At 62.5% G+C, this 24,478-nt stretch carries 14 protein-coding genes and 1 tRNA gene; 6 read left to right on the plus strand and 9 right to left on the minus strand.

Annotation, left to right across the window (positions count from 1 at the left end; translation table 11 throughout):
- Positions 1–273 precede the first annotated feature (273 nt).
- A tRNA-Gly gene (locus tag ACPPVQ_RS18745) sits at positions 274–344 on the plus strand.
- Between the two features lie 366 nt (positions 345–710).
- Here ACPPVQ_RS18745 and ACPPVQ_RS18750 read toward each other — a convergent pair.
- From ACPPVQ_RS18750 to ACPPVQ_RS18770, 5 genes are read right to left on the minus strand one after another with little or no spacing between them, the layout of a single operon-like run.
- Positions 711–3,896, minus strand: coding sequence for a type I restriction endonuclease subunit R (locus ACPPVQ_RS18750; RefSeq protein ID WP_426516735.1), 3,186 nt, complete (start codon positions 3,894–3,896; stop codon positions 711–713).
- Positions 3,893–5,137 (minus strand): GTPase family protein, encoded by a 1,245-nt coding sequence (locus ACPPVQ_RS18755; RefSeq protein WP_426516737.1) that lies wholly within the window; start codon positions 5,135–5,137, stop codon positions 3,893–3,895. Before ACPPVQ_RS18755 ends, ACPPVQ_RS18750 begins: the two co-directional genes overlap by 4 nt.
- Positions 5,103–6,233: a restriction endonuclease subunit S gene (locus tag ACPPVQ_RS18760; protein WP_426516739.1), complete on the minus strand. Its 1,131-nt coding sequence runs from the start codon at positions 6,231–6,233 to the stop codon at positions 5,103–5,105. Before ACPPVQ_RS18760 ends, ACPPVQ_RS18755 begins: the two co-directional genes overlap by 35 nt.
- 32 nt (positions 6,234–6,265) lie before the next feature.
- Positions 6,266–7,879, minus strand: coding sequence for a type I restriction-modification system subunit M (locus ACPPVQ_RS18765; protein ID WP_426516741.1), 1,614 nt, complete (start codon positions 7,877–7,879; stop codon positions 6,266–6,268).
- Between the two features lie 8 nt (positions 7,880–7,887).
- Complete coding sequence (locus tag ACPPVQ_RS18770; protein WP_426516743.1) at positions 7,888–9,858, minus strand: hypothetical protein; 1,971 nt, start codon at positions 9,856–9,858, stop codon at positions 7,888–7,890.
- A gap of 150 nt (positions 9,859–10,008) precedes the next feature.
- Between ACPPVQ_RS18770 and ACPPVQ_RS18775 the strand changes: the two genes are divergently transcribed.
- The 5 genes from ACPPVQ_RS18775 to ACPPVQ_RS18795 all read left to right on the plus strand — a co-directional run bounded on the left by ACPPVQ_RS18775 (position 10,009) and on the right by ACPPVQ_RS18795 (position 15,978).
- Positions 10,009–11,235 (plus strand): DUF2130 domain-containing protein, encoded by a 1,227-nt coding sequence (locus ACPPVQ_RS18775; protein ID WP_426516745.1) that lies wholly within the window; start codon positions 10,009–10,011, stop codon positions 11,233–11,235.
- A gap of 547 nt (positions 11,236–11,782) precedes the next feature.
- Positions 11,783–13,615, plus strand: a complete 1,833-nt coding sequence (locus ACPPVQ_RS18780; RefSeq protein WP_426516747.1) for a DUF262 domain-containing protein — start codon at positions 11,783–11,785, stop codon at positions 13,613–13,615.
- 80 nt (positions 13,616–13,695) lie between these two features.
- Positions 13,696–14,169: a hypothetical protein gene (locus ACPPVQ_RS18785; RefSeq protein ID WP_426516749.1), complete on the plus strand. Its 474-nt coding sequence runs from the start codon at positions 13,696–13,698 to the stop codon at positions 14,167–14,169.
- 228 nt (positions 14,170–14,397) lie between these two features.
- On the plus strand, positions 14,398–15,114 hold the full coding sequence (locus ACPPVQ_RS18790; RefSeq protein ID WP_426516751.1) for an endonuclease/exonuclease/phosphatase family protein: 717 nt from the start codon (positions 14,398–14,400) through the stop codon (positions 15,112–15,114).
- A gap of 447 nt (positions 15,115–15,561) precedes the next feature.
- Complete coding sequence (locus tag ACPPVQ_RS18795; protein WP_426516753.1) at positions 15,562–15,978, plus strand: hypothetical protein; 417 nt, start codon at positions 15,562–15,564, stop codon at positions 15,976–15,978.
- 447 nt (positions 15,979–16,425) lie between these two features.
- Here ACPPVQ_RS18795 and ACPPVQ_RS18800 read toward each other — a convergent pair whose 3' ends face one another.
- Genes ACPPVQ_RS18800 through ACPPVQ_RS18815 form a run of 4 tightly spaced genes read right to left on the minus strand, consistent with a single transcriptional unit; the run spans position 16,426 to position 24,459 of the window.
- The gene (locus tag ACPPVQ_RS18800; RefSeq protein ID WP_426516755.1) at positions 16,426–17,715 is read right to left on the minus strand and encodes a TIGR02679 family protein; all 1,290 of its coding nucleotides are present in this window, start codon (positions 17,713–17,715) and stop codon (positions 16,426–16,428) included.
- Complete coding sequence (locus tag ACPPVQ_RS18805; protein WP_426516757.1) at positions 17,715–21,806, minus strand: TIGR02680 family protein; 4,092 nt, start codon at positions 21,804–21,806, stop codon at positions 17,715–17,717. Before ACPPVQ_RS18805 ends, ACPPVQ_RS18800 begins: the two co-directional genes overlap by 1 nt.
- Entirely contained in the window at positions 21,803–22,966 is a 1,164-nt protein-coding gene (locus ACPPVQ_RS18810) for a TIGR02678 family protein (protein ID WP_426516759.1), read from the minus strand. The genes ACPPVQ_RS18805 and ACPPVQ_RS18810 overlap by 4 nt, the downstream gene beginning before the upstream one ends.
- The gene (locus ACPPVQ_RS18815) at positions 22,963–24,459 is read right to left on the minus strand and encodes a DUF2397 domain-containing protein (RefSeq protein ID WP_426516761.1); all 1,497 of its coding nucleotides are present in this window, start codon (positions 24,457–24,459) and stop codon (positions 22,963–22,965) included. The genes ACPPVQ_RS18810 and ACPPVQ_RS18815 overlap by 4 nt, the downstream gene beginning before the upstream one ends.
- Positions 24,460–24,478 lie beyond the last annotated feature (19 nt).

Genomic DNA, 24,478 nt, shown 5'->3' on the forward strand with positions numbered 1-24,478 from the left:
TTGACTCAGCGCCATCGCCCTGGGGAATCACGTTGACCCACCGAGAGGGCGGACGTGAACGGCATTTTGGGCGGACACGTTGTAAACAGACTGGTCGCGGGGGTGGGTCCCGAAAGCGAGTGACTCGATCGCAACCATGCCAGGTTCGAGCGCAGACTCGACGCCCTGAAATCTCAAAGCAGTGAGTAAACGGTGAGTTTGGCCAAAAACTATTGACGGGGTAGTCTGGGCGGCAGTGCTGCTTCCCAGTGTTTTACTGGGATCGGGGGCCATGCGAGTGTAGTTCAATGGCAGAACTTCAGCTTCCCAAGCTGATAGCGCGGGTTCGATTCCCGTCACTCGCTCGGAGACGAAAACCCCAGATGAATCGGGGTTTTTGTACAGAAGCGTTTTAGTTGGCACTTCTGCCAAATTGTTGGCATTTCATCAACTTCTTGGCACTAACGCGACGATCAATTGCTGATCAGTCTGTCTTTTCGCCGCGCGGGTTTTGACCCCGCTGTAGCCCCGTGGCAACAATCTCGAAACTCAAGCAGATCGACCGCCTCAGGTTCGTTGCGCCCTAATCAACGCGCAGCCAAGCTGTTTGTCGTTTCTCAAGACGCTTGAGACCTTTCTCATCTCACTTGAGACCTTTGGGGGTCACGACGCCGCCTCAAGCTAGGTGGGAGCGCCTTTCTCAAGCTTTCAAGGCGGAATTGTTGGGGTCTTCAGACACTCGCCCCGCGATCGTCGGCGTATCGCGGCGCCATCGATTCCATCTGATCCATAACCAGCTTGATCGCCTCGGGCTGCTTGTCTGGCGGGTACTTGTACTTGACGAGAAGCCGTTTGATCGATGACCGCAGCTTCGCCCGCACGTCGTCGCGCACCGTCCAGTCCGTACGCACGTCGCGGCGCATCACCGTGACCAATTCGCGTGCGATCTGGGCCAACACGTCTTCGCCCTGCACAGTGACGGCCGACTCGTTCTGCGCAACCGCGTCATAGAAAGCGAGTTCGTCGTTCGAGAGCGGCGGCGAGAAGCGCGCACCACGGGACGCCTCCGCGGCGACCTCTTTCGCGAGTTCGACCAGCTCTGCGATGACCTCGGCAGCGGAGAGCTGCTGGTTCGTGTACCGCTTCATGATCTCGGCTATGCGCTCCGAAAACACGCGCTGGCGGATCACATTCCCATGCGTTGCGGCCGACCCGGCGTCGACGAGCGACTTGCGCAGCGCCTCGATCGCGAGATGCGCGTTCGGCGCCGTCTGCGCCTTAGCGAGGAAGTCGGGACCGAGATCGTCGAGCGAGAGTCGTGGGAGGCCGGCAGCGTCATATATGTCGAGCACGTCGCCTGTCGACATTGCTTCGGCGACCAGCCCGCTCAGCAGGCGTTCGATCTCCTCGGACACTGGCTCGTCTCGGGCCTGCCGTTCCATTGCATCGAATTTCGCCATCCAGACGCGCACTTCTTCGTAGAAAGCGATTTCGTCGTGCAGCTCTGCGAGCCCTACTCGGCCCGAGCTCAGGGCCCACGCACGAGCGAGCTTTCCGCTCGCCGCGCGGTAGCGATTCGCGAGCCGCTCGGCGCCAAGCTCCAGGTCATTGAGCGGGTTCGCAGCGTCGCGAAGGAAATTCGTCGCGGTAGTCGCCGCTGCGAGCATGGCGCGCGGTCCGCCGCGTCGAATGACGGCACGCCAGTCGCAGTTGGCGAGCATGTCGCGAATCTGCGCGACGAGTTCGATCGCAATCGCCACTGCTTCGTCGACATCGCGGCCGACCGGTCGATTCGCTTGATCCTCCACTGTGTACTCAGAGAGGGCCTTGGCGAGGTTGTCGGCGAGCGGTGCATAGGCGACGAGCAGTCCGTCCTCTTTTCCCTCGAAGGTACGGTTCACGCGTGCGAGGGTCTGCATGAGCAGAGCACCCTTGAGAGGGCGATCGAGGTAGAGGGTATGCAGGGGCGGTGCGTCGAAACCCGTGAGCATCATGTCCTTGACGATGACGAGTTCGAGTTCGTCCGAAGCATCCTTCAGTCGGTCCTTGATCGCTGCATTCGCCGAGTCTCGTCGTACATGATCGCTGACGGGTGGCTGGTCGGTGGCCGATCCTGAGTAGACGACTTTGATCTTTCCGTCGTCGAGCGCGTCGGAGTGCCACTCGGGCCGCAGCGCGACGATCGCCGAGTACAGGCGCGCGCAGATCTCGCGCGTTCCGCCGACGATGAGAGCCTTGCCGGGCGATTTGATGAAGGGGACCATGCGGGCGCTGCGCTCTTCCCAGTGCGCGACGAGATCTCCAGCGAGCGTCTGGATGCGCTCGGGCGATCCGTAGACGGCGTTGACGACGGCGACGGATGCCTCGATGCGTGCGCGCTCGGTGTCGTCGAGGCCGAGGGTGTACTCGTCGGCTGCGCGATCGATGTCTTCTTCGTTTGTGTCCTTCGCGAAGGACACCTTGATGAGCCTCGGCTCGAAGTAGACGGGAACTGTCGCCCCGTCATCGACGGCGCGGGTCAGGTCATAGATGTCGATGTAGTCACCGAAGACGGCTTGCGTGTCGCGCTCGGCGAACGAGATGGGAGTACCCGTGAACGCGATGAGGGTCGCGTTCGGCAGAGCGTCGCGCAAGTGGCGGGCATAGCCGTCGAGGTCGTCGTAGTGACTGCGATGGGCTTCGTCGACGATGACGATCACGTTGCGTCGATCCGTCAGCAGCGGATGCGGTGTGCCGGACTGCTTCTCGGAGTCAGTCAGCCCGAACTTCTGCAGGGTCGTGAAATAGATGCCGCCGGTCACTCGCTGGCTGAGCTCGTCACGCAGCTGCGCGCGCTCCCTCACCTGCACGGGCTTCTCGGCGAGCAGCAGACTGCGATCGAAGGTGCGGAAGAGCTGACCATCAAGTTCGTTGCGGTCGGTCACGACGATCACGGTGGGGTTCTTGACCTTCGGATGCCGCGAGACCAGGTTCGTGTACAGCTCCATCTCCATCGACTTGCCCGAGCCCTGCGTGTGCCAGACGACGCCGGCTTTTCCGTTGGTCTCGACTGCTTGGATCGTGCTGCCGACGGCTTTGGTGACCGCGAAGTACTGGTGCGGCTTCGCGATGCGCTTGAAAAGCCCCTCGGAGCCCTCGTCGAAGGCAGTGAAGTTGCGGACGAACTGCAGGAAGCGCTCCTGGTTGTAGAGGCCGTTGAGCGCGTCATCGAGCGGAAGCACGTCGACCGCGCCTTCGATGCGCGGCTGCTGCAGCGGAGCTCCGTCATCGTCGACGTTCCACGGGGCGAAGTGGTTGAGCGGCGTAAATGGCGTGCCGTATTTCGCGTCGATTCCGTCGCTCGCGAGTGTGAAGACGCAGAACCGAAACGCCGTGGGGAACTCACGTAGGTACGTCTGCAGCTGTGCGTGGGCCGGAGCGACTCCGGTGGATGCCGAGCCGGCCTTCTTGAGTTCGACGATGCTCAGGGGCATGCCGTTGACGTAGAGCACGAGGTCGAACCGGCGATGCAGATCGGCTTGCCGGATCGTGACCTGGTTGACAGCCAGCCAGTCGTTCTGATCCGGCGCACCAAGCAGCCGGAGACGCGGGTTCTGCTCGAGGCCGTCGCTGTCGACATAGCCGAGCGGATAGCCGCTGACGAGGTACTCATGGATGCGTTGGTTCTCTGTGATCGCGTCGAGCGACTTGGGCGAGGCGATTTCAGCGACAGCCTGCTGCAGGAAAGGTATCGGCACGTCTGGGTTCAGACGGCGCATTGCGTCAAGCAGCCGCGGACGGATGAGCAGCTCATCCCACGTCTGACGCTCGCCAGTTCCGGGGGCGATTTCCTCGCCACGCTTCGGCTCCCAGAGAAGGGGCTCTGCGAGGGTCTCAAGCGCCGCCTGCTCCCAGTCAGCTTCGGAGATGCCGGTCATGGCTTCGCGATTCGTTTCTCAGTCATCTTGCGGATGACCTCGAGGAAGGTCGGGGCGTACTGCCCCCAGGAATCACTGATCTTGTCCGGGTCGAGCTTGCCGGTGTGGACCTGTTCGCACAGTCGCAGCCACCCCTCGCCGGTGGCGGCCGTGAGCGCGAACGCGACGCCCGCGCCCACGACGCTTCCCGCACCGGGAATTAGCTTGAGAAAGCTGCGCGCTAGGGCCTGCCCGGTGATTTGGACGCATATCTGCGCAAGAGCTCCTGCGGAGAGCATGGCCTTGAGCTCGAGGTCGTAGATAGCCGCGATCCGCCCCATCATCGTCAACTGGATCGGCGCCAAAATCGCGGCATCCGCGACCGGAACCGGGACTGCGGCAGCTGCTGCTGCCGCAGATGCGGCCGCCGCGATGACCGGACGAGCCATCTCGCGCTTCCAGGGGAGGTTAAGTCGCTGAGCGATGCGAAAAGCGTCCTTCTCGTTCTCCGGCGAAAGGGCGAGGGTTTCCGTGACGAGCTCACCGAGGCCGTGCCCCTTACCCTTTCCCTGCCTGTCCCGGACCGAGGTCAGAATCACTCGCTGGATTGGGACGTCGATCGGGTGCTTGTCGTCGACGGGATTCTCCAGCCAACGCCGAAACTCTTCGGTGTCCAGCGGGGCGGTGCGCTTGCCCGTGATCGGGCTCTTCGTCCAGTCGACCTTGGTCAGAACAACGATGACCGGCAGGCCGGCGGCATGAAGTTCGCGGATCATGTCGATGTCCGGCTTGGTAAGGCGGTCGGCGTGAGAAAGGACGCAATACCAGACGACCGAGATCTGCTCGACGGCCGAGCGATCCGATATCGTCTTCAGGTGTTCTCGGAGGACGTCCGCCGGGGCGTCGCGCGACCCGATTTCGAAGCCTTCGAGATCCCAGATCCCGAGAGACTCATCGTGGTAGTAGTGAACCCCTCGGGTCACCGGGAGCCCTTTGCCGACCTTCGCTAGGTCACGCCCGAACACCGCGTTGACCAGCGAGGACTTGCCCACGCCCGTCCCGCCAACGATTGCGAGGTTGAAGCGGCCATACCGGGATTTCGCTCGTGAGTTCGCCTCGATGAACGGTTGATCATCGGGACCGGGCGCGTCGTCGGCGGGTTCGTCTGGCGCTGTTGTCATCTCTCGCTCGTCCTTCTGTTGGTTGTCGCTTCTATGCTGAAGTTGGTTAGGCGCCGGCGGCAGATGCCGCAGCCTCGGCATCGCGGACGCGGAGCTTGCCCGACATCAGTTGCGGTAGCAGGGTGTCGCGAGTCGCGGCCAGAGTTCGGTTCTCCTGGGCGAGCGCGATTCGTGTCGCGTACAGCGGCTCCGCGACGGTCTCGAACTGAAGTGCCGCATTACCTGTGGGGATGGCAACAAACTTTCGAGCAAGATCGGACTTGTTCAGATGGATAACGGTCGTTGCCGACTTCTCTGCCTCTACCTCGGCCAACGGTCGTTTGATCGCTTCGCGGATCAACGCGTTCCCGAACGACTTGTGGGAAAACTTGCAAACCCGCTGGTTCAGAAGGCCCGGACGGCCCTCCCACGCAGTTGCCCGGAACTCGGCATCCATCCCGACGAGGACGTCGCCCGGGTAAATCACTGTCTCGCGCACCCGCTGTTCTGTGGTCCAGATTTGCGATTCGAATGTCTTAAGATCACGAATGCGGATAAGGGGGCGCCCACTGCCAGGGGAGCAGAACTGATCGCCACTGAAGGGCTCGCCGAACTGAACGTCGAACTCGTCGAGCATCCCGGCCGAAGTGTTCTCGCGATCGAGAGCGTCTTGGAATGTCGCGGCGAGGAATTGGTCGGCGGTGGCTGCGAGAGCAATGTTGGCGGCGCTCTTGTCGTCGAGCGCGCGCAGCACCTCGGCAATCGCTCGCTGCTCGGACAGCGGGGGAAGGTTGATCGGTAGATCGCCGACTCGCGAGATGTAAATGTGTTTGATTGTGGATCCCTGGGCGCCTTGCTCGAGCAGATCCTGATACTTGGGCGATTGAAGGAGGTAGGAGAGAAAGGGGCTATGAACTTCCTCGGTCACCTGAAGGAGGGCAACCGACTGATTGATGCATACGTCTGGACGATCGCAAACAGCGACTCGGCCGATGGACCCGTCTTTTGTGAGCAGCACGTCTCCGACTCTTGGGCGGCTCTTGTCGGTCAGTCGCTCTCGGTACGCATCGGCATCGGTTCGTCGGGCCGATGCGTAGTCGATGCGGCCGCCGCGAATATCGCGGGCCGTCACCATCGCAGGCCCCGCGGTCGTAGTCGGCATCGGATTCGTGAAGCCGTACGTGATGCGGGTGGTCACATCCCCTAGCTTTACCGACCGCCACTCATTGCTCACGAGACCCTCCGCATCTGCTCACGCACGACCTCGGCCAATCGAGCCGACTCGACGAACTGCGTCTCCAGCTCGACGCCGAGCCGTGCGAGCTTCTGCTCGATCGGCACGCCGTCGTCCTCGAGCTCGGCAGCGCCGACGTAGCGGCCGGGGGTCAGCGTGTAGTCGGCGGCCTTGATCTCGGCTAGCGTCGCCGAGTACGCGAAGCCCGGCACGTCCGAGTACTCGTCGAGCGCGGCGTCCGAGTCGATTCCTCGCCAGGCGTGGAACGTGCCGGCGATGCGAGTGATGTCGTCGTCAGAGAGAGAGCGCTCCGCGCGGTCGACCATGTGCCCGAGGCTGCGAGCGTCGATGAAGAGCACTTCGCCGGCGCGCTCGCCCTTGTCTTTCGCGAAGAACCATACGCACACCGGAATGCCGGTCGACCGGAACAGCTGCGTGGGCAGCGCGACCATGCAAGAAACGAGGTCGGCTTCGACGATCTCGGCGCGGATCTGGCCCTCACCGCCGGAGTTCGACGACATTGAGCCGTTCGCCATCACCACGCCAGCCTGCCCGCCAGGCGCGAGCTTCGAAAGGATGTGCTGAATCCACGCGTAGTTCGCATTGCCGGCCGGCGGCACGCCGTACTTCCAACGAGGGTCGGACTCGCTGCGCGCCCAGTCCTTGATGTTGAACGGGGGGTTCGCCATGACGAAGTCCGCCTGCACCTCAGGATGCAGATCGCGCGCGAATGTGTCGCCCCACCGCGAACCGAGGTTGCCCGACAGCCCATGGATAGCGAGGTTCATCTTGGCCATCCGCCACGTACGCTCGTTGAGCTCTTGCCCGTACACGGAGATGTCCGACCCTTCGCCGTGGTGGGCGTCGATGAACTTCTCGGCCTGAACGAACATACCGCCCGACCCGCAGCACGGGTCGTACACCCGCCCATGGTCGGGTTGGAGAAGCTCGACGAGCACTCGCACGACGCTCGCGGGCGTGTAGAACTCGCCGCCCCGCTTGCCCTCGGCCGCAGCGAACTTTTCGAGGAAGTATTCGTACACCTCGCCGAGGAGGTCGCGAGCGCGGCGTCCCGACGCCCCCGCCTGCCCCTGTCCGGCGAAGCGCGCCGAGTTGAGCAGGTCGAGCAGCTCGCCAAGTCGGCGCTGGTCGACGTTGTCCCGATTGAAGATGCGAGGGAGCGTGCCCGCCAGTTGTGGATTCGTCTGCATGACAGCATCCATCGCCTCATCGATCAGGAGCCCGATCGACTTCTCGGCGGCGTCGAGTGAAAGTCCTATCCCCTTCGCGTTCTCAGCGAGGAATGACCAGCGGGCATTGGAGGGTACCCAGAAGACGCCGCGGCCGGTGTACTCGTCGGTGTCGTCGATGAGCTCGGAGATCTGATCCTCGTCATAGCCGTCGGCTGCCAGCTCGGCCCGGATCTGCGCGCGGCGCTCGTCGAATGCGTCCGAGATGTACTTGAGGAACACGAGACCGAGGATCACGTCCTTGTACTGCGACGCGTCCATCGAGCCGCGCAGCTTATCGGCGGCCTTCCAGAGAGTGTCCTTCAGCTCCTTCATTGTCGACGGAGCCTGCGGGGCGACTTTCGATGTACGGGGTGGCATAGCGTCCTTCAGTGTTCGGATGCCGCATCCGCGGCGTGGCCATTCAGGGTCACTGCTCCGGCGACAACGCCGTCGGTGAGCAGTTCGGTATACGAGTCGAGGGCCTCGATGCGGCGCGCGAGAGCCTCACGACGGGCCGCGAGGTCTGACAGTGCTGCGCGAAGCGTTCCGGTCACTTGCGGTGCGACATGGCGCAATTTCCAGCGACGCCAGGACGCGGGACCACCAGTGGAGCGATTGATGTCGGCGGCGACGAGCTCGGGTACGAGTCCACCAGGATCCGCCTCGTCGACCCGCAGCACTCTGGCAGGATAAGCCACGACCTTCGAGCCGTCAGGATCAACCCACGCTTTCGCCGTGGGCGCCGTGCAAAATACCACGTCGCCCGGGGCGGTAAGACGAGCTGACGGATGGCGCGCCGCGAACACCAGTTGCTCGATACGGCGATCGCCGATCGACTGTGGGTCGTCGAGATCTTCCACGCCAACCACGACCAGACCCGAGTCGGAGAACTCGTCAAGCGAGAGGCGGGTTCCAGGGAGGAGTCGAAGATGTCGCTGTGCGATGAGCTCGGCCACTCGTGCCGACGCCGCGACGGGGCCCGACTCGGCAACAGGCGCCTGCAGAGGTGCGTCATCGCCGAGGGCGGCGAGTGCCTGGTCGAGTAGCGCCGGCAGATCGCGTCTCGATCGCAGAGCGGCGACAGGAGGACCTTCTCCTAAGTCGAGGGCGCCGCGCGAGGCGAGCAGCGAGGTTGTTCGCACCAGCCGGGTGAAGCGGAAGGCGTGGGAACGCAGATCGAGCGCACCGCCCATCGCTGCCAGAACATCGCTAGTGAGGTCCTCACGGGAAGCACGAGTGAGAGCAACGTCGGTCAGATCGGCGACCGCCGTGAAACGATCGGCAACCGGGACATCGCCCGTCTCGCGCCCCAGCACCCACAATGCGAGTGCCTCCCGCGGGGCGGAGGTAACCAGTCCAGTAGGCAGCTTCACGATCCCTCGCACCCGGCCTGTTCGCAGCACGTCTGTGCGGGTTAGATCGTCGGCGGATGCGATGGACTCGATCAACGCGGCCGCTGGGGCCAGGATGATCGCCCGGTCGTGATCTCGCATCCCGAGCACCAGGTCGTCGACGGCGTGCAGAATCTCCGACGTGGTCTTCGCGCGGCCCGAGGGCAGTCGCTCGATGCTAAGCCGGGGTGCGTCGGAAAGGGAGTGCTCGGCGGGCATCGCGAGCCCGCCACAAAGGAGTCGACGGCGGATGCCGCGCCCTTCTGGCAGCGACGACACCACGACCTCCACGTCGTCCTTGAGTTGGGAGACGAGTTCGTAGACAAGCGATGCGGTGATCCCTGAACTCACTCCGAGTTCCGCCTGCCGGTCAACGGTGAGTGCTTGGGCCAATGTTATGAGCAGAGCTTCCGAATCTGCAGCGAGCGGGCCGGCCGAACCAGCCGAGGGCGCCATCGCCCTATGACGCTGCTCGAGAAGCTGCGACGCCTGGATCGGCGAGTAAGCGGCGTCAGCCAATAGGTCCGCCCACTCCCCCCAGCTCTCGTGCCTAGTCGATATTTCGGTTACAAGAAACGAATCGTCGTGATCAGCGACGACTGCGCGCCGCCGAAGTTCGTCGATCGTGAGGCCGCCCACAGCTTGCCCGGATGCAGCGCGAAGGGTAAGCAACGCATCGACCCCTGCGACGTGGGATGCGTCAGCGAAATCAAAGTCCGCGGGTGCGGCGGAAGCGGCTACATCGGCGACCGAATCCGGGTTGTTCCCATGCCCGGTGCGCGCCAGCCACTGCGCAACCGACATCGCATCGAACAGCGCTCGACCGCTCTTCTCGCTTACTGCGTGCGGAAAGGGATCGGGTGCCGACCCGAACCGCGACCGCCAGACAGACGCCACGGGTCGCCGTACGTCGGCCAGCCGGGAAACGCCGGCCAGGTCGATGAGAAGCGGAAAGCAGCTGGACATAAAGGCAAATCTACTCGCGATCCGGTTCTCGCCATGAGACATTCTGATAAGAGGGGTTATCAGGCAAACTTGCTTTTCCCTAGACAAATTCCCCCATCATTGCGTCGGCGGCACAAGTCGTGCCTGTTTTACAAGTGATTGGAGCTCGCCATGAACAAGAACGCATCCCCAGCAACTGAAATCAAGTGCCCGCATTGCGAGACGCTGTTCACCATCGACGAGGCAGAATATGCCGATATTGTGCAGCAGGTTCGCACCCTAGAGTTCGAGAGCGAACTTCACGCTCGTCTGGCCGAAGCCGAGAAGTCGAAGCGGGCCGAAATCGAACTCGCAGAGGCGAAAATCACCCAGCAGGCGCAGAAGGCCGCAGCGGAACAGGACGCCGTGATCCAGAGCCTGAAGGCTGAGCTGGGGAAAGCGGCGACCCTCCAGGAGCTGGCCGTCACCAAGGCTGTCTCGACCGCAGAGAAGCAGCTGAGCGAGGCCCAGAATCTGCTGACGCTTCAGAAGGCCGAGCAGGCTGTCAAGGATGCGGCACTCCGCGAGTCGCACTCAAAGGAGCTTGATCTCAAGGACGAGCTCATCGAACGCTACAAGGACATGAAGGCGAAACTCTCTGTCAAGCTGCTCGGCGAGACGCTCGAACAGCACTGTGAGACAGAGTTCAACCGCGTGCGTTCGCTTGCATTCCCCCACGCCACGTTCGGCAAGGACAACGACGCTTCGGCCGGCACGAAAGGCGACTATGTCTTCCGCGACTTCAGCGAAGAAGACGTCGAGTACATCTCAGTCATGTTCGAGATGAAGAATGAGGCGGACCTCAGCGGCTCGACGAAGAAGAAGAAGAACTCGGACTTCTTCGCGAAGCTGGACAAGGACCGCAAGGAGAAGGGCTGCGAGTATGCGGTACTGGTGTCGATGCTCGAAGAGGACTCCGAGCTTTACACCGGGATCACGGACGTCTCGCACGTGTTTCCGAAGATGTTCGTCATCCGCCCGCAGTTCTTCCTCGCGATCATCGCGCTTCTCCGTAATGCTGCGCAGGACACCATCCTCGTCAAGGCCGAGCTGGAGCAGGTCAAGAAGCAGAACATCGATATCACTGACTTCGAGTCCGAGCTCGAGGAGTTCAAGTCAGGGTTCGGCCGGAACTACGACCTTGCCAAGCGCAAGTTCGACGACGCCATCAAGGACATCGACCTGGCCATCGATCGCCTCCAGAAGGTCAAGGATGGTCTGCTGGGATCCGAGAAGAATCTTCGCATCGCCAACGACAAGGCATCCGGGCTCACCATCAAGAAGCTCACCAAGAGCAACCCGACCATGCAGGCCAAGTTCGCCGAACTCGAAGCCCCGGAGGAGGAGGACGCTGCCTAGCCTGGGCTAAACACGTAGGAGCCCTCCCACCGCACGCCGGATTGGAGGGCTCCTGCTTCCCGATCTGGGTGGTCCGTCTGATTCAGGTGTACTCGACGACCAGTGCGGCATGGTCGAGAGGACGAGAAAACCAGTTCGGCGAAGTCCAACCTTGAGGAATTCAGAGGCGCACGTGTCCAATGTTGCAGTATTACGACAGGTTCGCGGCTGACCAAAATGCGGCCGATGAAGCATCCAGAACTGACGACGACGTGATGGTCGACGAAGTGACTGCAAAAGCGCCCGTCGCCGCAGTCCACAGCTTGCAAGCAGAATTAGCGCAGGCAGAAGAAGACTCCACACGCCGTCTGACTATTGGCTCCTCCGTCTTCTTAGCTTCGCTCGCGGCGACCGTCCTTCACAGTTCAGCGATTCGGGCGCGTAGGCGACGAGTCCAACATGATGTTGAACGCACCACAAACTTAACGTAGTCGCGCGAGTCCCCAGATTGGGAGTGGTGAGTTTCCGCCGGCGACCCTAGCCTTTTGTCTGCAACGAAGGAGCGGCATTGGCGAAGATTGAGAACTTCCAGTACACGATTCAGGAAGCGTTTAAGCAGAACTTCTACGCGGTTCCGGACTACCAGCGCGAGTATGTCTGGCGAGAACGTGAAGTTGGGCAACTCTTGCAAGACATTGATGAACAGCTGGACGTAACCTCGGACACTCCGTACTTCATCGGGATGGTGCTCGTCTCCCCCACATCGCCTAGTTCATTCGACGTCATTGATGGTCAGCAACGGCTCACCACCCTATTCCTGTTGCTCTGCGCGATCAGGCGCCGGTTCGGTCAGCACGGGTCAACGTCGCACGGCTTGATGGAAGGCTTGCTCTCGTCGGTCGACTTCGGATCTGACGGCGAAGCAGTCGCACGGCTTCGGCTCGACCCCCGGTATGAGAACGCAGCGGAGGTCACCGCCCGTCTCGCGTCGAACGACCTATCACCGGAGGCGTTACGCGGACAGCTACGGACTTCCGGAATCCCACTCATCGGTTCTGTAGCACGCCTGGCCACCGCTTATGAGGTGACCGTCGAATTCCTTGACGACAACTATCCGACATTGTCCGACCTCCAATCGTTCTGGGGGTTCGTCTCCAACAGAGTCGTGTTCATTCAAATCACGACAGACGTCAGCAGCGCGCTGAAAATCTTCGAGACCATCAACGAGCGAGGCGTCGGCCTTTCGCCTATGGATTTGCTGAAGAACCTACTTTTCACAAGCGTCAACCCAACCCAGTTCACCGAACTGAAGAATGCCTGGAAGGACGTCACGGGACCTTTAGAGAAAGCGCACGAGAAACCGTTACGCTTCTTGCGCTACTTCCTCATGGCGAACTACCCGATCGGATCAAAGGACGAGATCATCCGAGAAGACGGGATCTACGACTGGCTCACCGAGAAGCGAAATGCGCATCTCGTCGGATACGAATCGAAACCATTCCTGTTCGTTGGCCGGCTCAAGAAAGCGGTCGACCTCTACATCGGTTTTCTCCGCGGGCACGGCAACGATGGCCAGCCCAGCCCGTCGATCAAGCGACTACAAATGCTGACCGGCGGTGCGTTCTACCTGCACAACGTTCTTCTCCTTGCCGCAGCGCCGCTCCCGCAAGCAGCGTTCGAGCATTTCGTGCAGCAGTTGGAAAACTTCCTGTTCTCATTCATCTTTACGAAGTCTCCTTCGAAAGACCTTGAACGAAGCTTCTCGACGTGGGCAGATGAGCTTCGTCAAATCTGCGAGGTCCACGATTCCACCAATCAGCTGGGACAGTTGAACGACTTCATCCGGACCCATTTCCAGACAGGCGTTGATGCGAAACGCCGGGAACTCAGCGACGCACTCCTGCGGTACAGCACAGCGTCCATGCAGCAATACCGGACCGTGTACCTCCTCGCCCGACTAACGGAATACGTCGACCGAGCATTCACCGGCAGCTCATTCAAAGGAGTTCAGGACCTCACCCCATACAGAAACTTAGAAGTCGAGCACGTCCTCCCTGAGAACCCTCAACCAGGTGGGCGAGAAGCATGGGCCAACCAAAATCCCGAAGCTGACTATGACGAGTTCAAGCTCCGTCTCGGGAATCTTGCCCTTCTCGAGAAGCCGCTCAACATCATCGCGAGCAATCATCCGTTCGACCTCAAGGTGGTCGAATATCTCAAGAGCTCGCACTACCTCACACGAAGCATCGCCGAGACAGTTGAGGTGGGCGCGAACACTTCAGTCACGTCGATTAACAGCTTTCTGGCCTCGTACTCAAACTGGAACGCGGAGACGATTGTGGACCGGCAATTGCGAATCGCGGAACTCGCCACCGTAGTCTGGCGGGTCAACTCAGACTAACCGCGCTTTCTGCCGCAGCTACGCACCCTCGGTCCGCGCAACTTTGGAAACGCAAGTGTCGAGGAGCTCGGCCAAGCGACGTGACCGATAGTGTGCATCTTGTGGACGGATGGGGAATCGCATCGAGCCTTGCGAGCGTCGTCACCGCTCTCGCTGTCGTTTTCGCTGTCGGCCAATTGAGAGTGGCACGGCAACAATCGCACCGTGACTTCGAGAACCTTTACGTGCGCCGGTATTGGGATCTTTTGGATCAGTTCAGCGACCAGGCAACCCTCGACAAAGACCTGAGCTCGTGGGGTTCGGATGATCTCACGATCGCCCTGAACTACATACGGCTCTGCGAGGACGAAGTCGACATGAGGCGACTGGGTCGGATCACCAACTCAACATGGGCCTTTTGGGGACCCGCGATCAGCCAGGCAATGACTGAGCCCGCATACGTGGCCCTTCGCATCGCACACCCCGCTCAATTCGCTTCGCTGCGCGAGTTCCTGTCATCCAGGCACGACCCGTTCACAAAGAGTCGCATCGGCGCATGGCTGGGTGGTCTGTAGCTCGTTGCAGGTTCCTCAGTCCCACGCCCGCGTCGGTGCGTTGCTGGGCGCCGAGCCTAGTGCCCGCGAGCAATACGGTTGAATCTACTAAGTAGACCGCCAGTTCAGGATGCTCGGGTTTCGTTACCGTGCTTTTCGCTCGTCACGACACGACTTATGCGGCACCGCATCCTAGCTCGTCCGGTACCTTGGGCGTCGACAGTGCCGCGAGACGATTCAGGAGACGGTTTGGCAAGCAACGCGAGTGTGCGGAAAATCGTCGCGCTGAACATCCAGCAGGGCGGCGGTTCACGGGTGCCGGCGCTCGTGGAAAAGCTACTTGGGTACGACGCAGATCTGCTTGTGATCACTGAGTTCCGCTCAGGCGCCACCGGGGCCGATCTGATCAGCAGGCTCATCGAGGCAGGATATGGAGTTACCTTTTCGAATCCGGAGGCTGGAGACAACTCGGTGCTCATTGCGTCACGGTCGCCTATTGTTGACGGCTGCCGCTTCGCGCCGGAGGTTGGGGACGCGCGCCACCTCTGGCAGGCGGATCTCGATTGGATTACCGTCTGCGGCGTCTACATGCCACAGCTCCGGGAGAAACTCCCCTATTGGGATGCGATCATAGCGGACACGGCGGCGGGGTCGAACGTGGACCTGTTCATCGGCGACTTCAACACCGGCCGCAACGACCTCGACCGGGATCCGGCGTCAACGAAGTTCGTCGGCCCCGACCGAATGGACCGGATTGCCGAAACCGGGTACGTCGACGTGTGGCGGGATGAGCATCCGAACGACATCGAATACACCTGGCACAGCAAGAAGGGCCGCGGGTACCGGCTGGACCTCGCGTTTGCATCACGGCAGTTCGCAGGCCGAATCACCAGATCCTGGTACGACCAGACGCCACGGACGACCAAACTAACTGATCACGCAGCGCTGATCGTCGAGCTGACGTGACGAGGTCCCTACACGCAAGGTCGGACGGGCTAAGGCCCCGGCCGTGATGACCCAGTCGCCGTCGGAAGATCAGTCCTCCAGCGGGTCGAGAGCCTCGTTTGACCTAGATAACTTCCAGGCCCAGCGACCTCGCGACATGATTCAAGAAGCGCGTTGAGGTTCCCCGCGCGTGGCTTCCGATCGCGAGTGGTCCGCAACACGCAGCCATTTCGTGAAACGTCCGCCCAGTTCTGGGACTGCCGCAGGGATAGGTGCCGCAGTCCCGTCTTTTTAGTGGCTGTGTCGAAGGGGCACCGCACGTAGTGCGGGAGTGTGTACACGTATACGCCTGGCTGTTTCGAAGCCTTCCGCGGCAGGTTGGTCGCGCCGCGTGCCGGGTTCGACGAGATCCGGCCGGACCACGCTCAGATATTCCGAGAATTGCTCACTTAAGGTAGCGTTCATCGCATGGCACTCGATCAACAATCGCTCGCAGCGAGGCTCACCGACAGCATGAACGAGTGCGCGACGTCCTGGATCGTATTCGGACCCTTCGAGCTCGACCACATCGTCGCGCGTCTCCTTGGCGAAGTCCCACCCCTCTCCGGTTCCATTGCAGACGAAGCCGGCTTCGCGCAGAGCCGGGGGCAGGGATACCGCTGGATTTGTCTCGACGCGGAAATGGGCTCAGCAGTGTTCATCTTCCCCGCGAGCCAGAGCCAGTTTGAAGCGGACATGCGGGGGCCGCTGTACGCGCTCGAAGGCGGTCTTTCAGTGATGCCAAGCATCTACGGAAATGTGGATGATCGACTATGGATCACTCTCGGCGGGGCAGGACACCGAGTGGTCGTGCCGGCACAGGATTTCCTCCAGGCAGCAGCATAGTGCTACGGAGCGCATCCGCGTCGCGAATAGGCGCCGACATTCATCGTCGTCAGCGGAGGCAGACGGGAGCTCCGTTTGTCCAGCGCAGACTAAAAGTCTTCAGTTCACTAACACGAGAGAAAGCAGGTCTTTTGATGTCCGATCTCAGTAGCCGTATCGTTTCGACGGCAAAGGCCCTTATTCTGGCTGCCGGCGCCGCTCATGCAGTCGCGGCGACAGACATCCGGTCACAAGCAGACACGATCGCCAAAAACTACTCCGAATATACGGTCCAGCAGATTGCAAACAAGATCTCAGATGAGGTCAAAAAGACTCACCAGGCGGGGGTTAGCGGCTCCGTTTAGGCGGTGCCACGCAGCCTACGTCCTGCTTCGACCTCGGTAGCTCCGTCAGGCGGCTCCTTGCATTGGACACCACAGTCAGTGACAGCGTCCGGCTGCGAGAGCGTCAGGGATAAGGCATCGACGAGGCGGCCATGTCCGCCAGCAATGGCCCCGCGATCGCCTCCTCGTGGATGGCCGTGTCGGCGGAGGTCATCGCCGAGCGGAGCCGAAGATCCCACGGAGTGGGCAACGCTTTCCCTTCCAGCGCAATCCGCTCACCAGCCTGATCGAGCGCCGCAACGTAGTCGGCTGCCCCCATCCGCCACATCGCACCACCGGCGGCGTGCACCCGACCCGCGATCTGGATGCCCGGCCAGTCGAAATCTCCGTGGTAACGCACGGTGGCGCCGTCGGCGATCAGTTTCCGAAGGACCTCCCACCCGGCTGCGGATCCTTGCCCGGACAGGCACAACATGGAGGCTCGGATGTCGCCCCTGGCAGCGGCGGAGAGCACCTGCGGGTTTTCGCACGCGAACACCGTTGTCCCAGGCTCGACGAACAACACATTCCCGGCTTTCCGGAGCTCCTGCACCGTCACGTGGGTCACCACACCCAGGTTGGCGCGTTCCCGCATCATCACAGACCACCCGTCGTGTCCAGGCGGGCGAAACCCGTATGTCAACGCGGTCCCGGACACGTCATCGACGGCAACGCCGGCCCGCGCCCACAGCGCGCGTTTCCCGTCGCTGCTGGTAGGGATCGGGACGTCGAAGATCATCGCCAATGCCCGCATCATCAGCGTGGACGCTACCCGGTCAGTATCGAAGCCGTGGGCGGTGCCGGTGGCGGCGGTTGCCAACTCGCCGATCCCCCATACAGGGTTCGAGACGATGGCCGGGTCGTTGAATGCGTCGGCGGTGACTATCAGACGCCATCCGGCCGCAAACCCCGACACAGCGGCCGGTGCTGCGTCCTTCGCGTTGGTCAGCACCCCGGATCGGCGGACGGCGGCGACGAACACGGGAACTTGCTCCGGGGTGAGACCGACACCGTTCACGGCTACATCGACCGACGCGTAGAGCTCCGTCGACGCAGCCAACGCCGCCCCCCTCAATTGGCGCCGATCTACCAGCGGTGAGCCCGTTACCGCGGCGGTCACGTCCGCCAACCCGGATTGGGCAGCGGAACGGCGTAACGCCGCATCCATCTCGCCCAGTCGCACCTTGATGTGGCCAGAGTGCACGTTCCTGCCGAGGACGCCGGATAACCGCTCCGCGCCGTCCTGGTTCAATGTCACGGACACCGTTCCGGTCGGCGTCAGAGAACTCCGTTCGAGCTTGCGTCGGACGCCGGCCCAGAACTCGGTAAGCGAGCCGTCGGCCAGGAAACGTACTAACGCCGCAGGTATCGCCATCAGGCGATCCGAGGGCGGTGCCGTTGCCCGTCCCAGTGGAAGCGGATAGCAGTGGTCGGGGAGTCATCCCCAGTGGAAGCGATCTCGTACTCGTCCAGTGAGTCCACGTTTGCGTAGTGCAACCAGAGGTCGAACCCGGTCATCATGAAGTCGATGTCCCGCTCCACGAGAATGGAGGTGAGGATTCGCCGGCCGTGGTCGTCCACCATCGCGTACGCGTCATCGAGCAGCATCAGTCGTGGTGCGATGGCGGGAAGCGCGCTCAGGTGGGAGTCCAGCGCGGAAATCAACGCCAGGTAGGTCACGTAGCGCAGTTCACCTTCGGAGAGTTTCGCGCTTTTCAGGGTGCGTTCCTGCCCGGGCGTTGGTCCCAGGACGATCGGTTGGACGGTGTACCAGTTCCGGTAGTCGAGGGAGTCGGCCAGTGCCTTCCCATACCCTTCGGCACGGTTCAGGTTGTACGCCTCCTCGACCGTTTCACGGAGCAGATTCGATAGTGCGGTGTTCTGGTCGGAGGTGCGCGCCGCGTCTGCGATCGCCACCAGTTCTCGGATCCGCGCCGCAGACTCGGGGACGTCATCCTTCGGGGCGAACCGCAGCCGCACCCCGATACCGTTGCTGGTGCGATGCGATGACACCCGGGCGGACGTGTCATGAATTGTTTCGGATGCCAACCGGATGGTTTTCCGCATATCGTCGGCGACCCCGTCGATGATGAAGTTGGAGAACATCTCGTATTCCGCTTCCACCAGCGCATTCCTGCCTGTCTCCGCTCGAGCAGCCAGGTCAGCGGCTGCCGCCGGCAACGGTTGAATCGTGTCTCCGTCGTTCACCTCCACCAGCAGGACATCTCCGATGGTGTGGCGGTACACGTCGAACATCTGGGTGACATGCTCGCGAAGGGTGTCCACGGCCTGGTGAACGGCGTCGATGGACACGATTTTCTTCTTGGTGACGTGAACGCGCACCCAGTCGTCCAGGGCCGGGGCGGTGTCGTCGTCCGGTGCGGTAGCGGATCCGGCCGAAGCCGCCTCCGCGATACCGGGCAGACGGAGGATCGTGGTGACGTGGGCGGCTGCGAGATCGGCCTTCTCGGCTTCCTCCTTTGCCTTGTCGGTGGCGGCGTCCACCTTCGTGACGGCGGCTCCGTGCTTAGATGCGGTCTCCAGTGCCTGCTGGTCCGCTTTTGCCTTCAATTCGACAGCGGCCGCGAGCTCATTCTGCACGGAGGCGAGTTCGGTGATCATCTGCTCGGCGGTAGCGCCGATGGTCGCTTCCAGTTCGCGAACGGCCGCCGCCTCGCTCCGCCACCGATCGACGGATTGCTCCGCGGTTAGTTTCGCGTCTTCGGCGATCATGTTCGCAGTGCCGATCTCGTCGACGGCGATGTCTAATGCCAGAATTTGCTGTCGAACCGATCCCGCCAAGGCGATTGCGGTTTCGCACGCCTCGACTGTCGCACGAAGCCGCCCGACGGCAACACGCAGTTCCGGTTCCCTGGCTGGCAGGCCCGCGTGCTCGCACACGCGCCGGTGCACGGTGTTTCGTTCATCCCAGACGGACCTCTCAGTCAGCGCAGTCTCGACCGCGGAGACGCTCTCCCGCCAAGCGACTTCGGCTGCTTCACGGGCGGCACGTTCCGCGGTATCCGCCTGGACGAGGCGGGTGGACGACGGTGCGGCGTTCACGTGTGCGCGGGTAGCACCTCTGCGTGCTAGCGCGGCGGCGTTTTCGACTTCCAGTTTGGCGAGGATCCCGTCGAGTTCGTCGACTCGTGCAGCGATTTCCGTCAGGCGCGCCTGCCGCGACCGTTCCTGCGCAGCTGCACCGATGTGGCGGGCATCGTCAAGTCGGTCCGGACGGCCGGCGATTGCTCCTACACGCCAGGATCCGTCGTCGTTGATGTTCACCGGATGGTCGGGGTCGTTGAACCCGATCCGGGACAAGATCGCGGCGATCTCCGGGATGCCCGGTTCCGGCGTCAGCACTTCGATGATCGGGTGGGAGGAGACCGGTCCGACGGCGGACACGATCAGCTCTCCGCCTGCCGGAACCACACCGTTCCTGGTGACGGCTCCGATCAAGATCCCGGAGGAGTGCAGGGCTGCTTCGACGGCGGCTTGGATGTGCGTGGGGACTTCGGATACGAAGTCGACTGTCTTCCAGAACGGGGTGCCCAGCTCGGCGGTCACCCACCTCGGTTGCTCCGGGGCGCGGATGACATGGGATTCCAGGGCTGTGCATTCCGCTGCCAGCTCGTCCGCTTCGGTTGATGCCGCGGTGCGCCGTTCACCGATCCGCTGGATGGCGACAGCAATCTTGTCGAACGCGTCGGCGGCGACTCGGTTAGCGGCTCCGTCCAGTTCAGCCCGCGGTGGGAGGGCGCGTTCGGTGATCAGGTCCGCCAGCGGGGTGTCGTCCCAGTTCACGACCCCGAGAAGTTCCTCGGTGTCCGATGACCGGGCCCATTTGACCCATGCGTCCACCAGGTCTGCACGGGCGGCGGCAGAGTTTTCGGCGGCGGTGACGGCGGCACCTTTCAGGGCGTACGCGGTCTTCGAGGCACGGTCCGCTTCCTTTTCCGTGGCGGCGACCCCGGTTTCGTCGGCGACGATACGCTGGATCGTTTCCAACCGCCCGACGGCGGTGTTCTGTTTCGTGCCGGCGGCCTCCCGCAGGTGTCCCAGCTTTACGGTCACCGCGTCGAGGTCGGCAGGGGTTGAACGGGTGGAAGGGATGCCCGGGATCGGGGTGTCTGTGACTTCGTCCTCGACTGTGTGTCGCGCGGAGATCGTGCGTTCCGGGCTGGTCTCCACGAGGACCGAGACTGCGGGGAGGGAATGGGGCAGGCCGGCGGCTGTTCCGTGTTCGACGGACGCGCGCATCGCCTCACCGAGTCGATTACCGACCTCCGTTACAGCGATCCCCGCTTTTGCCGCACGGGATGTGGCGGCCACCACGTTCCCGTACAAGGTCCACCAACCGGAGAGCTCGGCGGCGGCAGCCAGCTTCAGCGCATCCGCGGTCTTCTGCCGGTCAACGAACGCCAACGCATCCGAATACGCCGCGGACGACTCCAACGCAGACTTCCGGCCGCCAAGCAAAGTGATCCGCCCGGCGAGCTCCCGGGCTTCGTGCTCCTTCTGCTGCGCCTTCGCCTGTGCGTCCGCTTCGTGCTCCCGTGCCGCCAGTTCTGCGGAGGCGGCGTTCTCGGCCGCGGCGACAGCATCCGTCAACGTCGCGGCCTTTTGGCGGACCAACGACGCGGTGTAGCCGCGGTAGACCTGCAGGGTCTCCGACGCGAGTCGAGAAGCCTCCTCGAGGTCGTTCAGCTGGTCGCGTGTGTCCTTCAGGTTGTCCAGCTTTAGTCCGGCAGCCCGGATGGTAGCGTCCGGCATGGAAGGCAGGGCGCTCGTCAGCACCCGGGTGACGTCGGCTGCTCGGTATTTGTTCCCGAAGTCCGGCGAGCGGAGATTGTACATGACGCTGAACGCGGCCGAAAGCCGGGTTCTGCCTGCGTTATCCGTCACCCCGAACAATTCCTGGGCGACACGGTTGGCGTATTCGGTGGCCTGCTCAATGACATTCTGGGTGCCGACGAGCTCGCCGAGTTGGGTGCGGGAGAGCGGGTGCCGCCCTTCGTCCATCAGGGGCAAGTCGATGCCGACCCTGAGCGGTGTGATGAAGAAGGACACCGCTGTCTTCCCGGATTTGGCTGAGTATTTGAAGTACGCGCCGATGGTGCGGTACTCGCCGTCTCCGTTCACATATTCCGCCCAGACGTAACCGACCCGGTTGTTGTCCTTGCCGAGCATCACCTTCATGAGCGAGTCGACGGTGACGGCCCCAGACGAACCGGACCCCATGCGGCGCCGGTCGCCGGTCAGCAGGAACGGGAACAGCATGTCCATGCCCCGGGATTTGCCGGAGCCGTTCGGACCTCGGAGCACGACCCGGCCGCCGTCGATCGCGAACTCGACATGAGTGAACTTGTGGACGTTCACGATTCCGGCGCGAACCAACCGGTACCGTTCGCCGAATCCTGCCGAGGATGAGGTTGCGGCGAGGTCGGTGACAGGGGCGATGGTCATGAGATCTCTCCTGTGTCATCAAACAGACTGACGTTCGTGTCGGGTGTCTTCGTGGGTGCGGCACGGCGGGTGATGGTCGCCCCATATCGTGCCGCAGCCGGGTGCATGGTCATGGTGCCGTCCACGTTCACTGCGAGCAGTCCGACGGCGGTGAGGATGGATGTGATCGCGGTTTTCGCATGAGGGGTTGATGCCGGATCGGATGGTTCGAAGTCGGCGCGGAGGTGGCCGCGGTATTCCTCAAGGATCCCGAAGATGACCCGCTCGGCTTCGCAATCGGTGACGGTGACAGTCCCGCCGTTGCCTGATTTCCGGGCGGCGACCAGTTCGGCGATGAACATCAACGCGAGCTGCTTCGGTACGCCCTGACCAGGGAACGGTTCGTCGGTAGCGTCATCGGAGTCGTCCCAGGCGAGAGCTCCTTCGCGGCGGACCTCCAACCGCAGCCGGAACACCTCCTCCAACTGCTTCTCAACGTTCGTCCGGTCCCGTGACCAGACCCTTTGTTCATCCTCGGTCAGATCGGCCGGGTTCAGGATGGGGTCTTCCACGAGCCGTCGGGCGAGGGTGCGGGCGGGACGTTCCGTGCGGGGTTCAGCGTTCAGCTGATTCGCGACCAGGTACGACAGTGCTGTCCGGTCGATGGTCAGTAGCACCTCCTGGCTCTGGTCTGCACCCCACCCCGCGGCGGTCCCTTCCGTTTCCTCCACCGCGCCGAACATCGTGAGGATGTTCATAGCCGACACCATGTCCCGCCGTTCCGTGATCGATTCCCCCGTGACGATCCCCTCGGTGGCTGCATCGGCGCGCATCTGCGTGACCAAGGAGGAGATCAGCAGTTGGTCGCCGACCCCAGGGGCTTGCAGCGCGGCGGCGAATAGGCACACGTACTGATACACGCGGGCGGTCACCTGTGCCCCATTCGCCCCTCTCATCGCCCGGATCGGTGACGTGTCGGGCAACGGCGGTTTCAGGACCCTGGCGAACTCGGATTCCACGACCAGCCGGTAGCCCAGCACCTCCCCGAACCATCTTTTCAGTTCGGTGGCGTGGCGGCGCACTAGCAAAAACTCATCTGGATGCCGCTTCATTGTCAGGGTCGTGTACCGCTCAAGGGCGCGTGCGGCGTCCTGCATTTCGTAGGTGGCGGTGTCATTCATCCGGCTACTTCCTCACGTGCTGCGCCTTCGACCTGGGTGATCACCAACCGGTAACCGTACGCGGTGAACTTCCCCTCCTCGAACAGGATCGTGCTAGTCCCGGAGATCGGCTCTCGCGTCAGCCTGAAACCGGATTCGGGGTTCTCGGCGGTATTGGTGTCCTGGTCGATCAACGTCAGCTGGCCCTGCAGGAGTTCCTGTGCGCCGACGGAGAGCCGGACGCCATTGTCGAGGGCGCCCGCGGTGATGAGCTCCTGAGCGGCCAGCTTCCGCTCCTCCATCTTCGCGAGGGCGGCGCGGTAGGCGAGTTCGGTTTCCATGGTGGCGTCACGCACGGCGGCGGTGCGACCCCGCGCGGAGCGGTCGCCTCGTTCCCGCAGCGTGACGGGGACGTCCACGTTCGGCGCGTTCCACCAGGAAGTGTTGGAGGACGGCTGGATGTTCTCGTCGTCACCGAGCAGGAGGTGCCGCCACGAGTAGACACCGAACGCGTTGGCGAACAGCCGGTGCCCTTCCTGATCGGAGGCCGTGGAGAGCACCTTCGCGAGGCGGAGCAGATCATCCCGTCGGGAGAGCCCGGATCCGGCGTCGTTAAGGATTCGTTTCGCGTTCACCAGAAGCTGCCCAAGCGCCAGTTCGGTTGCAGTCCGGAACGCTGCCGGCCCGGATGTCACGCCGCCCTCCGCGTACCATTCCGCGAGCCACACCCAATCCGCTTCGGTGCGCCCCTGAGCAAGTTCCGTGTCGTCCGCGGTCAACGTCTGCCAGGTGGCGAGGGTGGCGATGATCTCCAGAAAGTGCGGTTCCAGCTGGGTGAGCAGGTTGGCGATCCTTGGGGCATGCTGGCGGACGTCGGTGCCGAGCATGTCGACGTAGCGCATAAGGGTGGCTTTTAGGGCGAGGTACTCATCACCGACGATGTCGTACCGTGACAGGATGCCGCTGAGGTAGTTGTTGAAGTCGCGAAGGCTGTCTCGGAATTCCCGATGGGCGTTGAACGTTGTTGTGACGGCGGACGCGAGGGCGTCGGGGGCCCCAGGTCCGGTGATTTCGGCCAGAACCCGATCAAGTTGCTCGGCGATGACACCCATGAGTTCGCGGGCGACTTCTTTGGCGCCGTCAGTGGCGGTCACGATCCCGTCGATCTGAACGGCGACGCGCGCCCCGAGCTTCGAGGCCTGGTAACGGGCTTTCGCTTTCCGCCATTCGGCGACCGTCGCGACCCGGTAGCTGCGAACCGATGGAATCACGTTGCCCCAGACTCGCAGCTGGGCGCATCGCGCTTCGACTTCCTCTTCTTTGATCGGGAAGCCTCCGGCGGTCAGTTCCGTGGCGATCTCTGCGGCGCTCATTTCACGTGAAAGGACCTCACCGGAGAGGAGTCGCATGATGCGGCGGTGCTGTTCGGCCTGATCCGTCTGCGTGTGCGCCCACAGGGAGAGACGGGAGTGGTCTCCTACATCCACGCTGGCATCGATGCTGATGTCGGCCACCTCATTGCCTTTTCCACGC

Origin of the sequence: Leifsonia sp. McL0618 (assembly GCF_049994905.1) — a bacterium.
In the GTDB taxonomy this organism is placed as follows: domain Bacteria; phylum Actinomycetota; class Actinomycetes; order Actinomycetales; family Microbacteriaceae; genus Diaminobutyricibacter.

Coding starts and splice junctions, on each gene's coding strand:
- ACPPVQ_RS18800 (WP_426516755.1), bottom strand. CDS start 17,715: ATGGCGATACCTGCGGCGTTAGTACGTTTCCTGGCCGACGGCTCGCTT.
- ACPPVQ_RS18795 (WP_426516753.1), top strand. CDS start 15,562: ATGGCACTCGATCAACAATCGCTCGCAGCGAGGCTCACCGACAGCATG.
- ACPPVQ_RS18775 (WP_426516745.1), top strand. CDS start 10,009: ATGAACAAGAACGCATCCCCAGCAACTGAAATCAAGTGCCCGCATTGC.
- ACPPVQ_RS18750 (WP_426516735.1), bottom strand. CDS start 3,896: ATGACCGGCATCTCCGAAGCTGACTGGGAGCAGGCGGCGCTTGAGACC.
- ACPPVQ_RS18810 (WP_426516759.1), bottom strand. CDS start 22,966: ATGAATGACACCGCCACCTACGAAATGCAGGACGCCGCACGCGCCCTT.
- ACPPVQ_RS18755 (WP_426516737.1), bottom strand. CDS start 5,137: ATGCCGAGGCTGCGGCATCTGCCGCCGGCGCCTAACCAACTTCAGCAT.
- ACPPVQ_RS18805 (WP_426516757.1), bottom strand. CDS start 21,806: ATGACCATCGCCCCTGTCACCGACCTCGCCGCAACCTCATCCTCGGCA.
- ACPPVQ_RS18770 (WP_426516743.1), bottom strand. CDS start 9,858: ATGTCCAGCTGCTTTCCGCTTCTCATCGACCTGGCCGGCGTTTCCCGG.
- ACPPVQ_RS18765 (WP_426516741.1), bottom strand. CDS start 7,879: ATGCCACCCCGTACATCGAAAGTCGCCCCGCAGGCTCCGTCGACAATG.